A 15408-nucleotide genomic window follows, 5' to 3' on the forward strand; every position below is an offset into this window, starting at 1 on the left:
CACACACACCTCAGTTGCCCCACACACGGTGCCCCTGGAGCGCTCTTCGCGCCCCCAGGGGCACCCCCGCGCGTCCATGGAACACGCCGTCGCCGCCCGGGCATGAAATCATGGCGTGCACGCCAACCGGTGCTCTGTGAGCACCGGTTGGAGGACCGGAAACGAATTCAGGCCACGGCCTTCAGGGGGAGGAACGATGGCGGACAGCTTCGGGCCGGTGCTCAGCGGGCGCGAGCACGGAAACGCGGTCCCGGAGGGATCGGATTCGGACAGCGACGCATGCCGCAAGGAGCCCATCCGGGTCCTGGTCGTGGACGACCACGCCCTCTTCCGCCGCGGACTGGAGATCGTCCTCGCGCAGGAGGAGGACATCCAGGTCGTCGGTGAGGCCGGTGACGGGGCCGAGGCGGTCGACAAGGCCGCCGATCTGCTGCCGGACATCGTCCTGATGGACGTACGGATGCCTCGGCGCGGCGGCATCGAGGCGTGCACCTCCATCAAGGAGGTGGCTCCCAGCGCGAAGATCATCATGCTGACGATCAGCGACGAGGAGGCCGACCTCTACGAGGCGATCAAGGCCGGCGCCACCGGCTACCTCCTCAAGGAGATCTCCACCGACGAGGTCGCGACGGCCATCCGCGCGGTCGCGGACGGGCAGTCGCAGATCAGCCCCTCGATGGCGTCGAAGCTGCTCACCGAGTTCAAGTCGATGATCCAGCGCACCGACGAACGCCGGCTCGTGCCCGCGCCCCGGCTGACCGATCGCGAGCTGGAGGTGCTCAAGCTCGTCGCGACCGGGATGAACAACCGGGACATCGCCAAGGAACTGTTCATCTCCGAGAACACCGTGAAGAACCACGTCCGGAACATCCTGGAGAAGCTGCAGCTCCACTCCCGGATGGAGGCCGTGGTCTACGCGATGCGGGAGAAGATCCTGGAGATCCGCTAGGCGCCGGAGGCCAGGCGGACCAGCTCCGGTGCCAGTTCGGGGTGGTTCATCCGGTCCGGTACCACCGACACCGCGTCGCAGCCGACCCACTCGGCCGCCTCGCGCAGCGCCGTCGCCACCGCGGGCACGGCCTTCGGGCCGTCGAGGGTCACCTGCCTGGCGACGAGCGTCCTGCCCTCGCGGGCGGGGTCCACACGGCCGACCAGACGGCCGCCGGCGAGGACCGGCATCGCGAAGTAGCCGTGGATCCGCTTCTGCTTCGGCACGTACGCCTCGAGGCGGTGGGTGAAGCCGAAGATCCGCTCCGTGCGGGGCCGCTCCCAGATCAGCGAGTCGAACGGCGAGAGCAGCGTCGTACGGTGCCGGCCGCGGGGCTCCGAGGCCAGCGCCGCCGGGTCGGCCCAGGCGGGCTTCCCCCAGCCCGCCACCGTCACCGGCACCAGACCCGCCGCCTCGACCACGGCGTCGAACTGCTCGCCCTTGATCCGGTGGTAGTCGGCGATGTCCGCGCGCGTGCCCACGCCGAGCGCCTCACCCGCCTGCCGCACGAGGCGCCGCACACACTCGGTGTCGTCCAGCTCGTCGTGGAGCAGCGCCTGCGGGATCGCCCGCTCGGCCAGGTCGTACACCCGCTTCCAGCCGCGCCGCTCGACCACGACCACCTCGCCGAACATCAGTGCGCGCTCGACGGCGATCTTGGAGTCGGACCAGTCCCACCACTCGCCCTTGTTCTTGGCGCCGCCCAGCTCGGTCGCCGTCTGGGGGCCCTCGGCCCGCAGCTGGTCGATCACCTTGTCGTACGCCCCGGCCGACAGCTCGTGGTGCCACTGCGGGCGGTCGCGGTAGGCGCGGCGGCGGAAGGCGAAGTGCGGCCACTCCTCCACGGGCAGGATGCAGGCCGCGTGCGACCAGTACTCGAAGGCGTGCGCGTCGGACCAGTAGGCGTCCTCGACCGTCGTACGGCCGACGGCGCCCAGACGCGCGTACGGAATGAGCTCGTGCGAGCGGGCGAGGACGGAGATGGTGTCGAGCTGGACCTGGCCGAGGCCGCGCAGCACCCCGCGCACCCCGGCGCGTCGGTCGGGCGCGCCCAGGAAACCCTGGGCGCGCAGCGCGATCCGGCGTGCTTCGTCGGCGGACAGTTCGGCGGCGGGGCGCGGCACAGTCGTCATGGACGGCACCCTAGGCCCCGGCACTGACAGCCGGGCCCGGGAGGGCGGTACGTCAGGCCTGGGTGGGCTGGTCGCGGGTCGTGAGGTACGGCAGGGGGCTCGGGAGGCCGAAGTCGGAGGGGAGCAGGGCGCCGACCCAGGCGTCCCTCAGCGTGCCCTTGTTGGTGAGGGCGGCGCGCTGGGCGCCCTCCATCACGAAGCCGACGCGCTCGGCCACCGCGCGCGAGCCGACGTTGCCGACCTCGGCCCGCCACACCAGGCGGGTGCAGCCGAGCGCGGTGAAGGCCCAGTGGGCCAGGGCCCGGACGGTCTCCGTCATATAGCCGCTGCCCCGGTGCTCCTCGGCCAGCCAGAAACCGACCTCCCAGACGCCCATGCCACGGCTGCTGAGGGCGACGGCGGCGAGCAGCGGGCCGCCGGCCAGCGGTTCCACCGCGAAGGCGTACTCGGTGTCGTCGCGCCAGCCGTCGGGCACGAGCTGGTGCAGGAAGAACTCGGCGTCCTGCCGGGTGTAGGGGTCGGGGACGACGGTCCAGCGCAGGATGTCCGGGTCCTGACAGATGGCGTACACCGCGTCGGCGTCCTCGGGAACCCAGTTCCGCAGGCGCAGTCGGTCGGTGGTGAGGGTGATCGGCTCCATGCCTGGATTGTGGTGAGCGGCCGCACGGGAAGCGAACACTTTTCGGGTGGGGCGGCACCTTCCGCCCACCTCGTGCGTTCTCTTTCCGGGCGGACGTACGGCTCCGGCACTGTGGGCCTCCCTTCACGAGGGCGGTCTCGCTTACGATGGCCGTTGCGGTGGGGACCACCTGCCGTGCCCGCGCTCGCGTCCATGACAAGACCCAGTGCCAGGCCCGACCGGCAAGGAGACCAGCCTCAGTGTCCGTCTTCAACAAGCTCATGCGTGCAGGCGAAGGAAAGATCCTGCGCAAACTGCACCGCATCGCGGACCAGGTCAACTCCATCGAAGAGGACTTCGTCAACCTCTCCGACGCCGAGTTGCGGGCGCTCACCGATGAGTACAAGCAGCGGTACGCCGACGGCGAGAGCCTCGACGACCTGATGCCCGAGGCCTTCGCGACGGTGCGCGAGGCCGCCAAGCGTGTCCTCGGTCAGCGCCACTACGACGTCCAGCTGATGGGTGGCGCCGCCCTCCACCTCGGCTATGTCGCCGAGATGAAGACCGGTGAGGGCAAGACCCTCGTCGGCACCCTCCCGGCGTACCTCAACGCGCTCTCCGGCAAGGGCGTCCACCTGATCACGGTGAACGACTACCTGGCCGAGCGCGACTCCGAGCTCATGGGCCGGGTGCACCGCTTCCTCGGCCTGAGCATCGGCTGCATCCTCGCCAACATGACGCCGGCCCAGCGCCGCGAGCAGTACAACTGCGACATCACGTACGGCACGAACAACGAGTTCGGTTTCGACTACCTGCGCGACAACATGGCGTGGTCCAAGGACGAGCTCGTCCAGCGTGGCCACAACTTCGCCTGTGTCGACGAGGTCGACTCCATCCTCGTCGACGAGGCCCGTACGCCGCTGATCATCTCCGGCCCGGCCGACCAGGCGACGAAGTGGTACGGCGACTTCGCCAAGCTCGTCACCCGCCTTTCCAAGGGCGAGCCCGGCAACCAGCTCAAGGGCATCGAGGAGACCGGCGACTACGAGGTCGACGAGAAGAAGCGGACCGTCGCCATCCATGAGGCCGGTGTCGCCAAGGTCGAGGACTGGCTCGGCATCGACAACCTCTACGAGTCGGTGAACACCCCGCTCGTGGGCTACTTGAACAACGCCATCAAGGCGAAGGAACTGTTCAAGAAGGACAAGGACTACGTCGTCATGGACGGCGAAGTCATGATCGTCGACGAACACACCGGCCGTATCCTCGCCGGCCGCCGCTACAACGAGGGCATGCACCAGGCGATCGAGGCGAAGGAAGGGGTGGCGATCAAGGACGAGAACCAGACCCTCGCCACCATCACCCTGCAGAACTTCTTCCTCCTGTACGACAAGCTCTCCGGCATGACCGGTACGGCCATGACTGAGGCCGCCGAGTTCCACCAGATCTACAAGCTGGGCGTCGTCCCGATCCCCACGAACAGGCCGATGATCCGCAAGGACCAGTCGGACCTGATCTACCGGACCGAGGTCGCCAAGTTCGCCGCCGTCGTCGACGACATCGCGGAGAAGCACGAGAAGGGTCAGCCGATCCTCGTCGGCACGACCTCCGTCGAGAAGTCCGAGTACCTCTCGCAGCAGCTCTCCAAGCGCGGTGTCCAGCACGAGGTGCTCAACGCCAAGCACCACGACCGCGAGGCCAGCATCGTCGCCCAGGCCGGCCGCCGCGGCGCCGTCACCGTCGCCACGAACATGGCCGGTCGCGGTACGGACATCAAGCTCGGCGGCAACCCGGACGACCTCGCCGAGGCCGAGCTGCGCCAGGCCGGTCTCGACCCGGTCGAGCACGTCGAGGAGTGGGCCGCGGCCCTTCCCGCCGCCCTGGAGCGCGCCGCGAAGGCCGTGAAGGCGGAGTTCGAGGAGGTCAAGGACCTCGGCGGCCTGTACGTGCTCGGCACCGAGCGCCACGAGTCCCGCCGTATCGACAACCAGCTGCGCGGTCGTTCCGGCCGTCAGGGCGACCCCGGCGAGTCCCGCTTCTACCTCTCGCTCGGCGACGACCTGATGCGTCTGTTCAAGGCGCAGATGGTGGAGCGCGTCATGGCCATGGCCAACGTGCCGGACGACGTGCCGATCGAGAACAAGATGGTCACCCGCGCCATCGCCTCCGCGCAGTCGCAGGTCGAGACCCAGAACTTCGAGACGCGTAAGAACGTCCTGAAGTACGACGACGTCCTCAACCGGCAGCGTCAGGTCATCTACGGCGAGCGCCGCCGCGTCCTGGAGGGCGAGGACCTGCAGGAGCAGATCCAGCACTTCATGGACGACACGATCGACGACTACATCCGCCAGGAGACCGCAGAGGGCTTCGCGGAGGAGTGGGACCTCGACCGCCTGTGGAACGCCTTCAAGCAGCTCTACCCGGTGAAGGTCACCGTGGAGGAGCTGGAGGACGCGGCCGGGGACCGGGCGGGCATCACCGCCGAGTTCATCGCCGAGTCCATCAAGGGCGACATCCACGAGCAGTACGACGCGCGCGAGAAGCAGCTCGGCTCGGAGATCATGCGTGAGCTGGAGCGGCGCGTGGTCCTGTCCGTCCTGGACCGCAAGTGGCGCGAGCACCTCTACGAGATGGACTACCTCCAGGAGGGTATCGGCCTGCGCGCCATGGCGCAGAAGGACCCGCTGGTCGAGTACCAGCGCGAGGGCTTCGACATGTTCACCGCCATGATGGAGGGCATCAAGGAGGAGTCCGTCGGCTACCTGTTCAACCTGGAGGTCCAGGTCGAGCAGCAGGTCGAGGAGGTCCCGGTGCAGGCGAGCGCTCCTTCGCTCTCCAAGGAGGACGCCCCCGCCGCGGCAGCGGCTCGTGACACTGCGGCGCCCGCCGGGCGTCCGGAGATCCGCGCCAAGGGCCTTGAGGCCCCGCAGCGGCCGGACCGGCTGCACTTCTCCGCGCCGACCGTGGACGGCGACGGCGGTGTCGTCGAAGGTGACTTCGCCTCCGACGACGCGGACGCCGGTGACGGGATGACGCGGGCGGAGCGGCGCAAGGCGCAGAAGAACGCGGGCGGCGGGCGTCGCCGTAAGAAGTGATGCCGTGCCGGTAAGCCGGTGATGCTTTGTGGTTGAGGGGTCGGTTGCCCGGTGGGCGGCCGGCCCCTTCGTCATGCGAGGTGGGGGGCCGTGCCCAGACCGTCCAGCTCGACCGCCGCGCAGCGCCAGCGCTGGTCCTCGCCCCGCTCGAGGCGGAACGCCATGGCCCGTACGCGGGCGCCGGTGGCGATCGTCGCGAAGGCCTCCACCGCGGTGCGGTCGTCGTCCACCTGGACCGAGCAGCGGCGCAGGACCGGGCGGGGGCCGAGTGAGCGCAGGGGTGTCTCCGGGGCGATCCGGACGAGCTGCTCGTACGCCTCGCCGACGGTGTGGCCGAGCATCCAGTGGACCGGGCGTTCGCCGCTGAGCACGGCGAGGAGGCGTTCGGCGAAGACGGTGTGCGGGGGCAGGGTGCGGGGGCGGCTCGTGCGGGGGCGGCTCGTGCGGGGGTGGGTGCCCGCCGGGCCGCGGGGGCGGCTGCCGGCCGGGCCGCATGGGGCTGAGCGGGGGCGCGGGGCGTGCGGAGGGCTCGGCCGGGTCGTGGCGGCGGTGGTGGTGGTGTGGGCGGGCGTCGGTGGGACGGTGGTGGTGAGCGTGGTCTGCATGGCGGTCCCCTGTCGTTGCGTGACCGGTTGGTACCGGTCAGTAACTTCCGTTGGGGATCTTGTACGGGCGGGGCGGGAGCCCCCGCAAGGAGTCCGGTGCGGTGGGGTGGGCCGAAACGTGAATCACCTATCCGGGTGATCCGGAGGAAAATCAGCTCTCCGGGGCTGGGGCGAGGTCCTTCCGCGGTGGACGCGGGCCTGCCGCGGCCGGCCACCCCGAAGGGGGACTCCGCACGTATCCTGAGGGCCTCTCCGTCGACGAAAAGTGGCCAGCCATGCGTGTGTACGTCCCCCTGACGCTCCCCGGTCTCGCACAGGCGCACAAGGCGGGCGAACTGGGTCCCGGGCCGCTGACGGCCTACGCCGTCACCCCCGCCCTGCGTGAGTGGTACGTCTCCGACGACATCGAGGAGCTGGAGTACGCGGCGCTCAACCGGGCCGCGTCCGCCTCCCTGCGCCTCCTGGCCGGCGACCCCGACGCGCCCCGGCGCCGGATCGTCGTCGCCGTCGACGTGCCCGACAAGGACGCGGCCGCGGACCCCGACCGGGGGCTCGACGCCGGTTCCGTCGGCGAGGTCCGGATCGCCGGAGCCGTACCGCTCGCCAAGGCGGCCGCGGTGCACGCCGACGCGGACGACGCGGTGGCGGACGTGACGGCCGCCGCCGGTGCGCTGGGGGCGGCGGACCAGGGAGACGACGACGCGCAGTTCGTCGTGGACGGGGCCGAGGACCACGAGCTGCTGTGGTTCGGGGTGCAGGAGATTCCGGGGCTGCTGGGCTGATCGGCCGCCGTCGCCGTTCCCACCGCCGCTCAGTCTTCGCTGTCGGTGCCGCCGGGTACCGTCTTTCCATGGGGAAGCACGACGGCTTGCGCGGCAAGCATCTGGTCTGGGACTGGAACGGGACACTGCTCGACGACACCAGCGCGGTCATCGGCGCGACGAACGCGGCCTTCGCCGAGCTCGGGCTCGAACCGATCACGCTGGAGCGGTACCGCGAGCTGTACACGGTGCCGGTGCCCAAGTTCTACGAGCGGCTCATGGGGCGGCTGCCCACCGACGCCGAATGGACCCTCATGGACGGGGTCTTCCACCGGCACTACCGGCTGCGCGCCGAGAACTGCGGGCTGACCTCCGGGGCCGCGGAGCTGCTCGCGGCGCGGCAGGCGTCCGGGTTCACGCAGTCGCTGCTGTCCCTCGCGCCGCACACGGATCTCGTCCCGCTGGTCCAGCGGTACGGGATCGCCGAGCGGTTCCTGCGGATGGACGGGCGGGTCGACACCTCGACGGACGGGAAGTCCGGGCACATGGTGCGGCACCTGGCCGCGCTCCAGGGGGTCCCGGCGGACCGGGTCGTCGTCATCGGCGACGCGGCGGACGACGCGGTGGCGGCGGCGCACGTGGGGGCGCGGGCGGTGCTGTACACCGGCGGGTCGCACAGCCGGGCGTCGCTTGAGCGGGTGGGGGTGCCGGTGGTGGACTCGCTGGAGGAGGCGGTGGCGGTGGCGGAGGAGCTGGTCTAGGCGCCGGCGGGTGCGGGACGCCACAGGTGGCGCCCGCAGCCCCCTGGGGCGTCAGCCCTTCGTGCGGAGGACCTTCAGGAATTCGCGCATCCAGGTGGGGTGGTCCGGCCAGGCCCGGGAGGAGACCAGGAGGCCGTCCACGACCGCCGCGCTGTCCTGGAAGGTCGCCCCCGCCGCCTGCATGTCGAGTTCGAGCGCCGGGTACGCCGTGACCCGGCGGCCCTCGAGCCCGCCGACCGCCGCCGTCAGGAGCGGGCCGTGGCAGATCTGGGCCACCGGCTTGTCCGCGTCGAAGAAGGCCTTGAGCACCTTGCGGAGTTCCGGGTCGTTGCGCAGGTACTCCGGCGCCCGGCCGCCCGGGATCACCACCGCCACGTACGCGCCCGGGTCGACCTCCGAGAAGGCCAGGTCCGCGGGCCAGGTGTAGCCGGGCTTCTCGGTGTACGTGTCGAAGCCGGGCTCGAAGTCGTGGACGACGAACCGGAGCTGCTTGCGGGCCGGGGCCGCGATGTCGACCTCGTATCCCTCCTCGAGCAGCCGCTGGTAGGGGTACATCACCTCCAGCGACTCCGCCGCGTCCCCGGTCACGATCAGGATCTTCGCCATGGCTCTCCCAGATCACAGATGGTCGGTCTGCCGTGCCGCGCCCGTGCTCCCGTACACGCTGCCCGTGGCGGGGCACTTTGCCAAGAGGACATGTGTCGCTGTCCATAACGTCAAACTTCCACCCCCTCTTTTGTACACATACGGACCATGACGGTGTGGGGGGCGAGGGCGATAGGCTTTTCCCGTGATCAGCGCGATACGCCGAGGGGGCAATGCAGCCCCCGGCTGCCGCCCGGCCCGCTCCAGGGGCCGGGCCGACCGTGCGTTCGCCGATCCTCTCCGTCCGGGCGCGCCGCTCTCCGTGGCCGATAACGACCCGGGCATCTCTCATCCGGGCATAACGTCGTCTTCGACCGGTATCACCGCGTCGTGGCGTTGTGCCCTTTCTTCCACCGACGTCACGCAACGGCGCGCGACAGGAGTCAGAGGACATGCAGACCAAGCTGGACGAAGCCAAGGCCGAGCTGCTCGAAAGGGCCGCGCGGGTAGCTGAGCACAGCCCGGTCGGGGGGCGACTTCCGACGGGCCCGGAGGGTGCTGGGGAGCGCCCCGACCGGGACGCCGTACTCGAGTACCTCCAGCGCTACTACCTCCACACGGCGCCGGAGGATCTCGGTGACCGGGACCCGGTCGACGTGTTCGGTGCCGCGCTGTCCCACTACCGGCTCGCGGAGAACCGTCCGCAGGGCACCGCGAACGTGCGCGTCCACACTCCGACGGTCGAGGAGAACGGCTGGACAAGCAGCCACTCCGTCGTCGAGGTCGTCACCGACGACATGCCGTTCCTCGTCGACTCGGTCACCAACGAGCTGTCACGCCAGGGCCGCGGCATCCATGTCGTGATCCACCCGCAGGTCCTCGTCCGCCGTGATGTCGCGGGCAAGCTGATCGAGGTCCTCTCGGCCCAGATCCACGGCGAGCTGCCGCACGACGCGCTCACCGAGTCCTGGATCCACGTCGAGATCGACCGTGAGACCGACCGCGCCGACCTCAAGCAGATCACCGCCGATCTGCTGCGCGTCCTGTCCGACGTCCGCGAGACGGTCGAGGACTGGGACAAGATGCGCGAGGCCGCCCTGCGGATCGCCGACGGCCTCCCGGGCGAGCCCACCGCGACCGACCTGCGCCCGACCGAGGTGGAGGAGGCCCGCGAGCTGCTGCGCTGGCTCGCCGACGACCACTTCACCTTCCTCGGCTACCGCGAGTACGCCCTGGTCGACGGTGACGCCCTGTCCGCCGTCCCCGGTACGGGCCTCGGCATCCTGCGCTCCGACCCGCACCACTCGGGCGACGACGAGGGCCACCACGCCCACCCCGTCTCGCCGTCCTTCAGCCGGCTGCCCGCGGACGCCCGCGCCAAGGCGCGTGAGCACAAGCTGCTGATCCTGACGAAGGCCAACAGCCGGTCGACCGTGCACCGCCCCTCGTACCTCGACTACGTCGGTGTGAAGAAGTTCGACGCCGACGGCAACGTCATCGGTGAGCGCCGTTTCCTCGGCCTGTTCTCCTCGGCCGCCTACACCGAGTCCGTCCGCCGCGTCCCCGTCGTCAAGCGGAAGGTCCAGGAGGTCCTGGAGGGCGCCGGCTTCTCGCCGAACAGCCACGACGGCCGCGACCTGCTCCAGATCCTGGAGACGTACCCCCGCGACGAGCTGTTCCAGACCCCGGTCGACCAGCTCCAGTCCATCGTCACCAGCGTCCTGTACCTCCAGGAGCGGCGCCGGCTGCGGCTCTACCTGCGCCAGGACGAGTACGGCCGCTACTACTCGGCCCTCGTCTACCTGCCGCGCGACCGCTACACGACCCGCGTCCGGCTGCGGATCATCGACATCCTGAAGGAGGAGCTCGGCGGCACCAGCGTCGACTTCACCGCCTGGAACACCGAGTCGATCCTGTCCCGGCTGCACTTCGTCGTCCGCGTCAAGCCCGGCACCGAGCTGGCGAAGCTCACCGACGCCGACGTCGACCGCATCGAGGCCCGGCTCGTCGAGGCCGCCCGCTCCTGGTCCGACGGCTTCGCCGAGGCGCTGAACGCCGAGTTCGGCGAGGAGCGCGCCGCCGAGCTGCTCCGCCGCTACGGCAACGCCTTCCCCGAGGGCTACAAGGCCGACCACTCGCCGCGCTCGGCCGTCGCCGACCTCGTCCACATGGAGGCCCTCGCCCGCACCAGCGGCAAGGACTTCGCGCTCTCCCTGTACGAGCCGGTCGTCGCGGGCCCCGGCGAGCGCCGCTTCAAGATCTACAAGACGGGCGACCCGATCTCGCTCTCCGCCGTCCTGCCGGTCCTCAACCGGCTCGGCGTCGAGGTCACCGACGAACGTCCGTACGAGCTGCGCTGCGCCGACCGTACGCACGCCTGGATCTACGACTTCGGTCTGCGCCTTCCCGTCTCCACCGGCAACGGCGGCGACTCCTTCGGCGACGACGCCCGCGAGCGTTTCCAGGAGGCCTTCGCCGCCACCTGGACCGGCGAGGCCGAGAACGACAACTTCAACTCGCTCGTCCTCTCCGCCGGGCTCACCTGGCGCGAGGCGATGGTGCTGCGCGCGTACGCCAAGTACCTGCGCCAGGCCGGTGCGATGTTCAGCCAGGACTACATGGAGGACACCCTCCGCGACAACGTCCACACCACCCGGCTGCTCGTCTCCCTCTTCGAGGCCCGGATGTCCCCGGAGCGCCAGCGCGCCGGCACCGAGCTGACCGACGGCATCCTGGAGGAGCTGGAAGGCGCCCTCGACCAGGTCGCGAGCCTGGACGAGGACCGGATCCTGCGGTCCTTCCTCACCGTCATCAAGGCCACGCTGCGGACGAACTTCTTCCAGATGACGCAGGACGGCAAGCGCCACTCCTACGTGTCGATGAAGTTCGACCCGCAGGCCATCCCCGACCTCCCGGCGCCCCGCCCGGCCTTCGAGATCTGGGTGTACTCCCCGCGCGTCGAGGGCGTCCACCTGCGCTTCGGCAAGGTCGCCCGAGGCGGTCTGCGCTGGTCCGACCGCCGTGAGGACTTCCGTACGGAGATCCTCGGCCTGGTCAAGGCGCAGATGGTGAAGAACACCGTCATCGTGCCGGTCGGCGCCAAGGGCGGCTTCGTCGCCAAGCAGCTCCCGGACCCGTCCGTGGACCGTGACGCCTGGCTGGCCGAGGGCATCGCCTCGTACAAGACGTTCATCTCGGCGCTGCTCGACATCACCGACAACCTGGTCGCGGGCGAGGTCGTGCCGCCGGTCGACGTCGTCCGCCACGACGAGGACGACACGTACCTCGTGGTCGCCGCCGACAAGGGCACCGCGACCTTCTCGGACATCGCCAACGGGGTCGCGGAGTCGTACGGCTTCTGGCTCGGTGACGCCTTCGCCTCCGGCGGCTCCGCCGGCTACGACCACAAGGGCATGGGCATCACCGCCCGCGGCGCCTGGGAGTCCGTCAAGCGCCACTTCCGCGAGCTGGGCCACGACACCCAGACCGAGGACTTCACGGTCGTCGGTGTCGGTGACATGTCCGGCGACGTCTTCGGCAACGGCATGCTGCTCTCCGAGCACATCCGCCTGGTCGCCGCCTTCGACCACCGGCACATCTTCATCGACCCGAACCCGGACGCGGCCGTCTCCTACGCCGAGCGCCGCCGCCTCTTCGACCTGCCCCGCTCGTCCTGGGCCGACTACGATGCGACGCTGCTCTCCGCCGGCGGTGGCATCCACCCCCGCAGCGCCAAGTCGATCCCGGTCAACGCGCAGGTCAGGGCCGCCCTCGGCATCGAGGACGGCGTCACCAAGATGACCCCGGCCGAGCTGATGAAGGCGGTGCTCCACGCACCCGTCGACCTGCTGTGGAACGGCGGCATCGGTACGTACGTCAAGTCGACCGCCGAGTCCAACGCCGACGTCGGCGACAAGGCCAACGACGCCATCCGCGTCGACGGCCAGGACGTCCGCGCCAAGGTCATCGGCGAGGGCGGCAACCTCGGCGCGACCCAGCTGGGCCGCATCGAGTTCGCCCGCGTCGGCGGCCCCGAGGGCCACGGCGGCAAGGTCAACACCGACGCCATCGACAACAGCGCCGGCGTCGACACCTCCGACCACGAGGTCAACATCAAGATCCTGCTCAACGGGCTCGTCGCCGAGGGCGACATGACCGTCAAGCAGCGCAACAAGATCCTCGCGGAGATGACCGACGAGGTCGGCACGCTCGTCCTGCGCAACAACTACGCGCAGAACACGGCCCTGGCCAACGCCGTCGCCCAGTCGCCCTCGCTCCTCCACGCCCACCAGCGGTACATGCGCCGCCTGGGCCGCGACGGAGCCCTCGACCGGTCCCTGGAGTTCCTGCCCAACGACCGCCAGATCCGCGAGCTGCTCAACAACGGCAGGGGCCTCAGCCAGCCGGAGCTCGCCGTCCTCCTCGCGTACACCAAGATCACGGTGGCCGACGAGCTCATCGCCACGGGGCTGCCGGACGACCCGTACCTGCGCGGGCTGCTCCACGCGTACTTCCCGACGCTGCTGCGCGAGAGGTTCCCCGAGGCCGTCGACAACCACGCCCTGCGCCGCGAGATCGTCACCACGATCCTCGTCAACGACACCGTCAACACCGGCGGCTCGACCTTCCTGCACCGCCTCCGCGAGGAGACCGGCGCGTCGATCGAGGAGATCGTCCGGGCGCAGACCGCCGCCCGCGTCGTCTTCCGCCTCAGCCAGGTCTGGGACGCCGTCGAGGCCCTCGACAACCGGGTGCCGGCCGAGGTCCAGACCCGGATGCGGCTGCACTCGCGCCGGCTCGTCGAGCGCGCCACCCGCTGGCTGCTCAACAACCGGCCGCAGCCGCTCCAGCTCACCGAGACCATCGAGTTCTTCGCCGAGCGCGTCGACGAGGTCTGGGAGCAGCTGCCGTCGCTGCTGCGCGGCGCCGACCTGGAGTGGTACCAGTCGATCCTGGACGAGCTGACCGCGTTCGGTGTGCCGGAGGAGCTCGCGCTGCGGGTCGCCGGCTTCTCGTCCGCGTTCCCGATCCTCGACGTCGTCGCGATCGCGGACCGCACGGGCAAGGAGTCGCTCGCGGTGGCCGAGGTCTACTACGACCTGGCCGACCGGCTGCGGATCACCGACCTGATGGACCGGATCATCGAGCTGCCGCGCAGCGACCGGTGGCAGTCGATGGCCCGCGCCTCGATCCGTGAGGACCTGTTCGCGGCGCACTCGGCGCTGACGGCGGACGTCCTGGCGGCGGGGAGCGACACGGCGAGCCCGGAGGAGCGGTTCAAGGCCTGGGAGGAGAAGAACGCGGCGATCCTGGGCCGCGCGCGGACGACCCTGGAGGAGATCCAGGGGTCGGACACCTTCGACCTGGCGAACCTGTCGGTGGCGATGCGGACGATGCGGACGCTGCTTCGTACGCACAGCTAGGGGTGTGAGAGGGAAGGGCCCCGCCGGTGGTCCGGCGGGGCCCTTCCCTATGCCGCCTCCTCTGGAGGTCCCGTGACCGTCGACGTCCACAGGCGGCGGGCGGCCAGCAGTGCCGCCGCGAGCAGGAGGCCGTTGCGGAGCACCATCACGGTCAGCCCCTGGTTCGTGCCGGCGACGACCTCGTCGTAGAGGACGGGGTACGCGAGGGAGCTCAGCGCGGCCGCCGGGAGCAGCAGCAGCGCCACCGGGCGCATCACGGTGGCCCGGGACGTCAGACAGACGGCGGCGAGTCCGAGCAGCCAGATCATGTACTGGGGGCTGATCACCCGGCTGGTGGCGGTGAACAGCAGGACGGCGGCGAGGGCCGCGTCGAGCGGGGTGGCGGGGGTCCAGCGGCCGGCCCGTACGCGCCACAGGAGCAGCCAGCCGAAGGCGATGACGGTGAGCAGCAGGGAGAGGTGGCCGAGGGTGGAGACGTACGGGCCGACGTACTCGAAGGCCCCGTAACGGAACTCGACCCTGCCGGGCCAGGTGCCGGCGGCCCCGGCGAGCGCGAGGACCGTGCCGCCGAGGGACTCGATCTGGATGCCGCGGCCGCCTTGCTGGCGCAGGAAGCCGAGGGGTCCGGAGAAGAAGAGCGCGAGGGTGGCGAGGAGGGCGAGGGCGGCGACGGCCGCGGCGGTCCACGCCTCGCGGGTGGTACGGCCGCGGGGGGTGCCGATCAGGGTGAGCACCGGCCAGACCTTGACCATCGCGCCGAGGCCGGCGAGCGCTCCGCCGAGCCGCTGGGAGGCGGTCGAGCGGGCGCCGACGGCGAGCAGGGCGAGTACGGCGAGGGCGGTGGTCTGCACGTCGTACCGGGCGAGGGGCAGGTGCAGGAGGAGCGGCAGGCCGCAGACCCAGACCCAGGCGCCGTGGGTGAGGCGGGCGCTGTCGGCGCGCGCCAGGGCGAGGGCGACGACCGCGTCGGCGAGGAGGCTGAGCACGACGAACGCCTGGAAGTACGTCAGCCAGGGCACGAGGCCCGGCGACATGATCACGAGCCCCGCGCCGGGCGGGTACTGCCAGGTGACGTCGCCGGTCGGGAAGGTGCCCTGCGCGAACTGCGCGTACCAGTGCCGGTAGAGGTCCACCTCGCGGCCGACCCCGCCGATGCCGAGGGTGTCGCGGACGAGCAGCACGACCATCCCGACGCGGGTGAGGAGCCAGACGGAGGCGAGGGCGAGATAGGGGCCGTTGCCGACGGTGACGAAGGTGGCGGAGGTGAAGGTGTCCGAGTCGAAGGGGGAGCCGGTGAGGGAGGGGAGCTCGGTGCCGGCGCGGGGCGGGGGCTCGGTGCTCTCGGGCCCGGGCCGGGCCTCGGTGCCGGGCTGCGGTGGGGGCTCGGCTGCGCTCCCGGGCTCGGGTCCCGTCGCGGGCGGCGGCTCGGGTCCCGTCC

The 15408-nt window shown here is 70.7% G+C and carries 10 protein-coding genes; 5 read left to right on the forward strand and 5 right to left on the reverse strand.

Going from position 1 to position 15408, the window contains the following annotated elements; genetic code table 11:
* Positions 1-196 precede the first annotated feature (196 nt).
* Positions 197-949: a response regulator gene (locus ABT034_RS25790; protein WP_351219136.1), complete on the forward strand. Its 753-nt coding sequence runs from the start codon at positions 197-199 to the stop codon at positions 947-949.
* On the opposite strand, the gene ABT034_RS25795 is transcribed toward ABT034_RS25790, so the two are convergent.
* A complete protein-coding gene (locus ABT034_RS25795; protein WP_351219138.1) occupies positions 946-2121 on the reverse strand; it encodes a winged helix-turn-helix domain-containing protein in 1176 nt (391 codons plus the stop codon). The genes ABT034_RS25790 and ABT034_RS25795 overlap by 4 nt on opposite strands.
* A gap of 52 nt (positions 2122-2173) precedes the next feature.
* On the reverse strand, positions 2174-2761 hold the full coding sequence (locus ABT034_RS25800) for a GNAT family N-acetyltransferase (RefSeq protein ID WP_351219140.1): 588 nt from the start codon (positions 2759-2761) through the stop codon (positions 2174-2176).
* Positions 2762-3000: 239 nt separating this feature from the next.
* Between ABT034_RS25800 and secA the strand changes: the two genes are divergently transcribed.
* Entirely contained in the window at positions 3001-5835 is a 2835-nt protein-coding gene (secA, locus tag ABT034_RS25805) for a preprotein translocase subunit SecA (protein ID WP_351219142.1), read from the forward strand.
* A 71-nt stretch (positions 5836-5906) separates the two neighbouring features.
* Here the strand turns inward: secA and ABT034_RS25810 are convergent, their stop codons facing one another.
* A complete protein-coding gene (locus tag ABT034_RS25810; protein WP_351219144.1) occupies positions 5907-6440 on the reverse strand; it encodes an Rv3235 family protein in 534 nt (177 codons plus the stop codon).
* Between the two features lie 275 nt (positions 6441-6715).
* Between ABT034_RS25810 and ABT034_RS25815 the strand changes: the two genes are divergently transcribed.
* Both ABT034_RS25815 and ABT034_RS25820 read left to right on the forward strand, forming a co-directional pair.
* The gene (locus ABT034_RS25815; RefSeq protein ID WP_351219146.1) at positions 6716-7222 is read left to right on the forward strand and encodes a DUF6912 family protein; all 507 of its coding nucleotides are present in this window, start codon (positions 6716-6718) and stop codon (positions 7220-7222) included.
* Positions 7223-7290: 68 nt separating this feature from the next.
* Positions 7291-7962, forward strand: a complete 672-nt coding sequence (locus ABT034_RS25820) for an HAD family hydrolase (protein ID WP_351219148.1) — start codon at positions 7291-7293, stop codon at positions 7960-7962.
* A gap of 51 nt (positions 7963-8013) precedes the next feature.
* Here ABT034_RS25820 and ABT034_RS25825 read toward each other — a convergent pair whose 3' ends face one another.
* Positions 8014-8568, reverse strand: coding sequence for a DJ-1/PfpI family protein (locus tag ABT034_RS25825; RefSeq protein WP_351219150.1), 555 nt, complete (start codon positions 8566-8568; stop codon positions 8014-8016).
* A 431-nt stretch (positions 8569-8999) separates the two neighbouring features.
* Between ABT034_RS25825 and ABT034_RS25830 the strand changes: the two genes are divergently transcribed.
* Positions 9000-13970 carry an NAD-glutamate dehydrogenase gene (locus ABT034_RS25830; RefSeq protein WP_351219152.1) on the forward strand — a complete coding sequence of 1657 codons (4971 nt, stop codon included), beginning with the start codon at positions 9000-9002 and terminating at the stop codon, positions 13968-13970.
* A gap of 47 nt (positions 13971-14017) precedes the next feature.
* Here ABT034_RS25830 and ABT034_RS25835 read toward each other — a convergent pair whose 3' ends face one another.
* Entirely contained in the window at positions 14018-15157 is a 1140-nt protein-coding gene (locus ABT034_RS25835) for a glycosyltransferase 87 family protein (RefSeq protein WP_351219262.1), read from the reverse strand.
* Positions 15158-15408: the final 251 nt, after the last annotated feature.

This window comes from Streptomyces sp. NPDC002773 (genome assembly GCF_040295605.1).
In the GTDB taxonomy this organism is placed as follows: Bacteria; Actinomycetota; Actinomycetes; order Streptomycetales; family Streptomycetaceae; genus Streptomyces.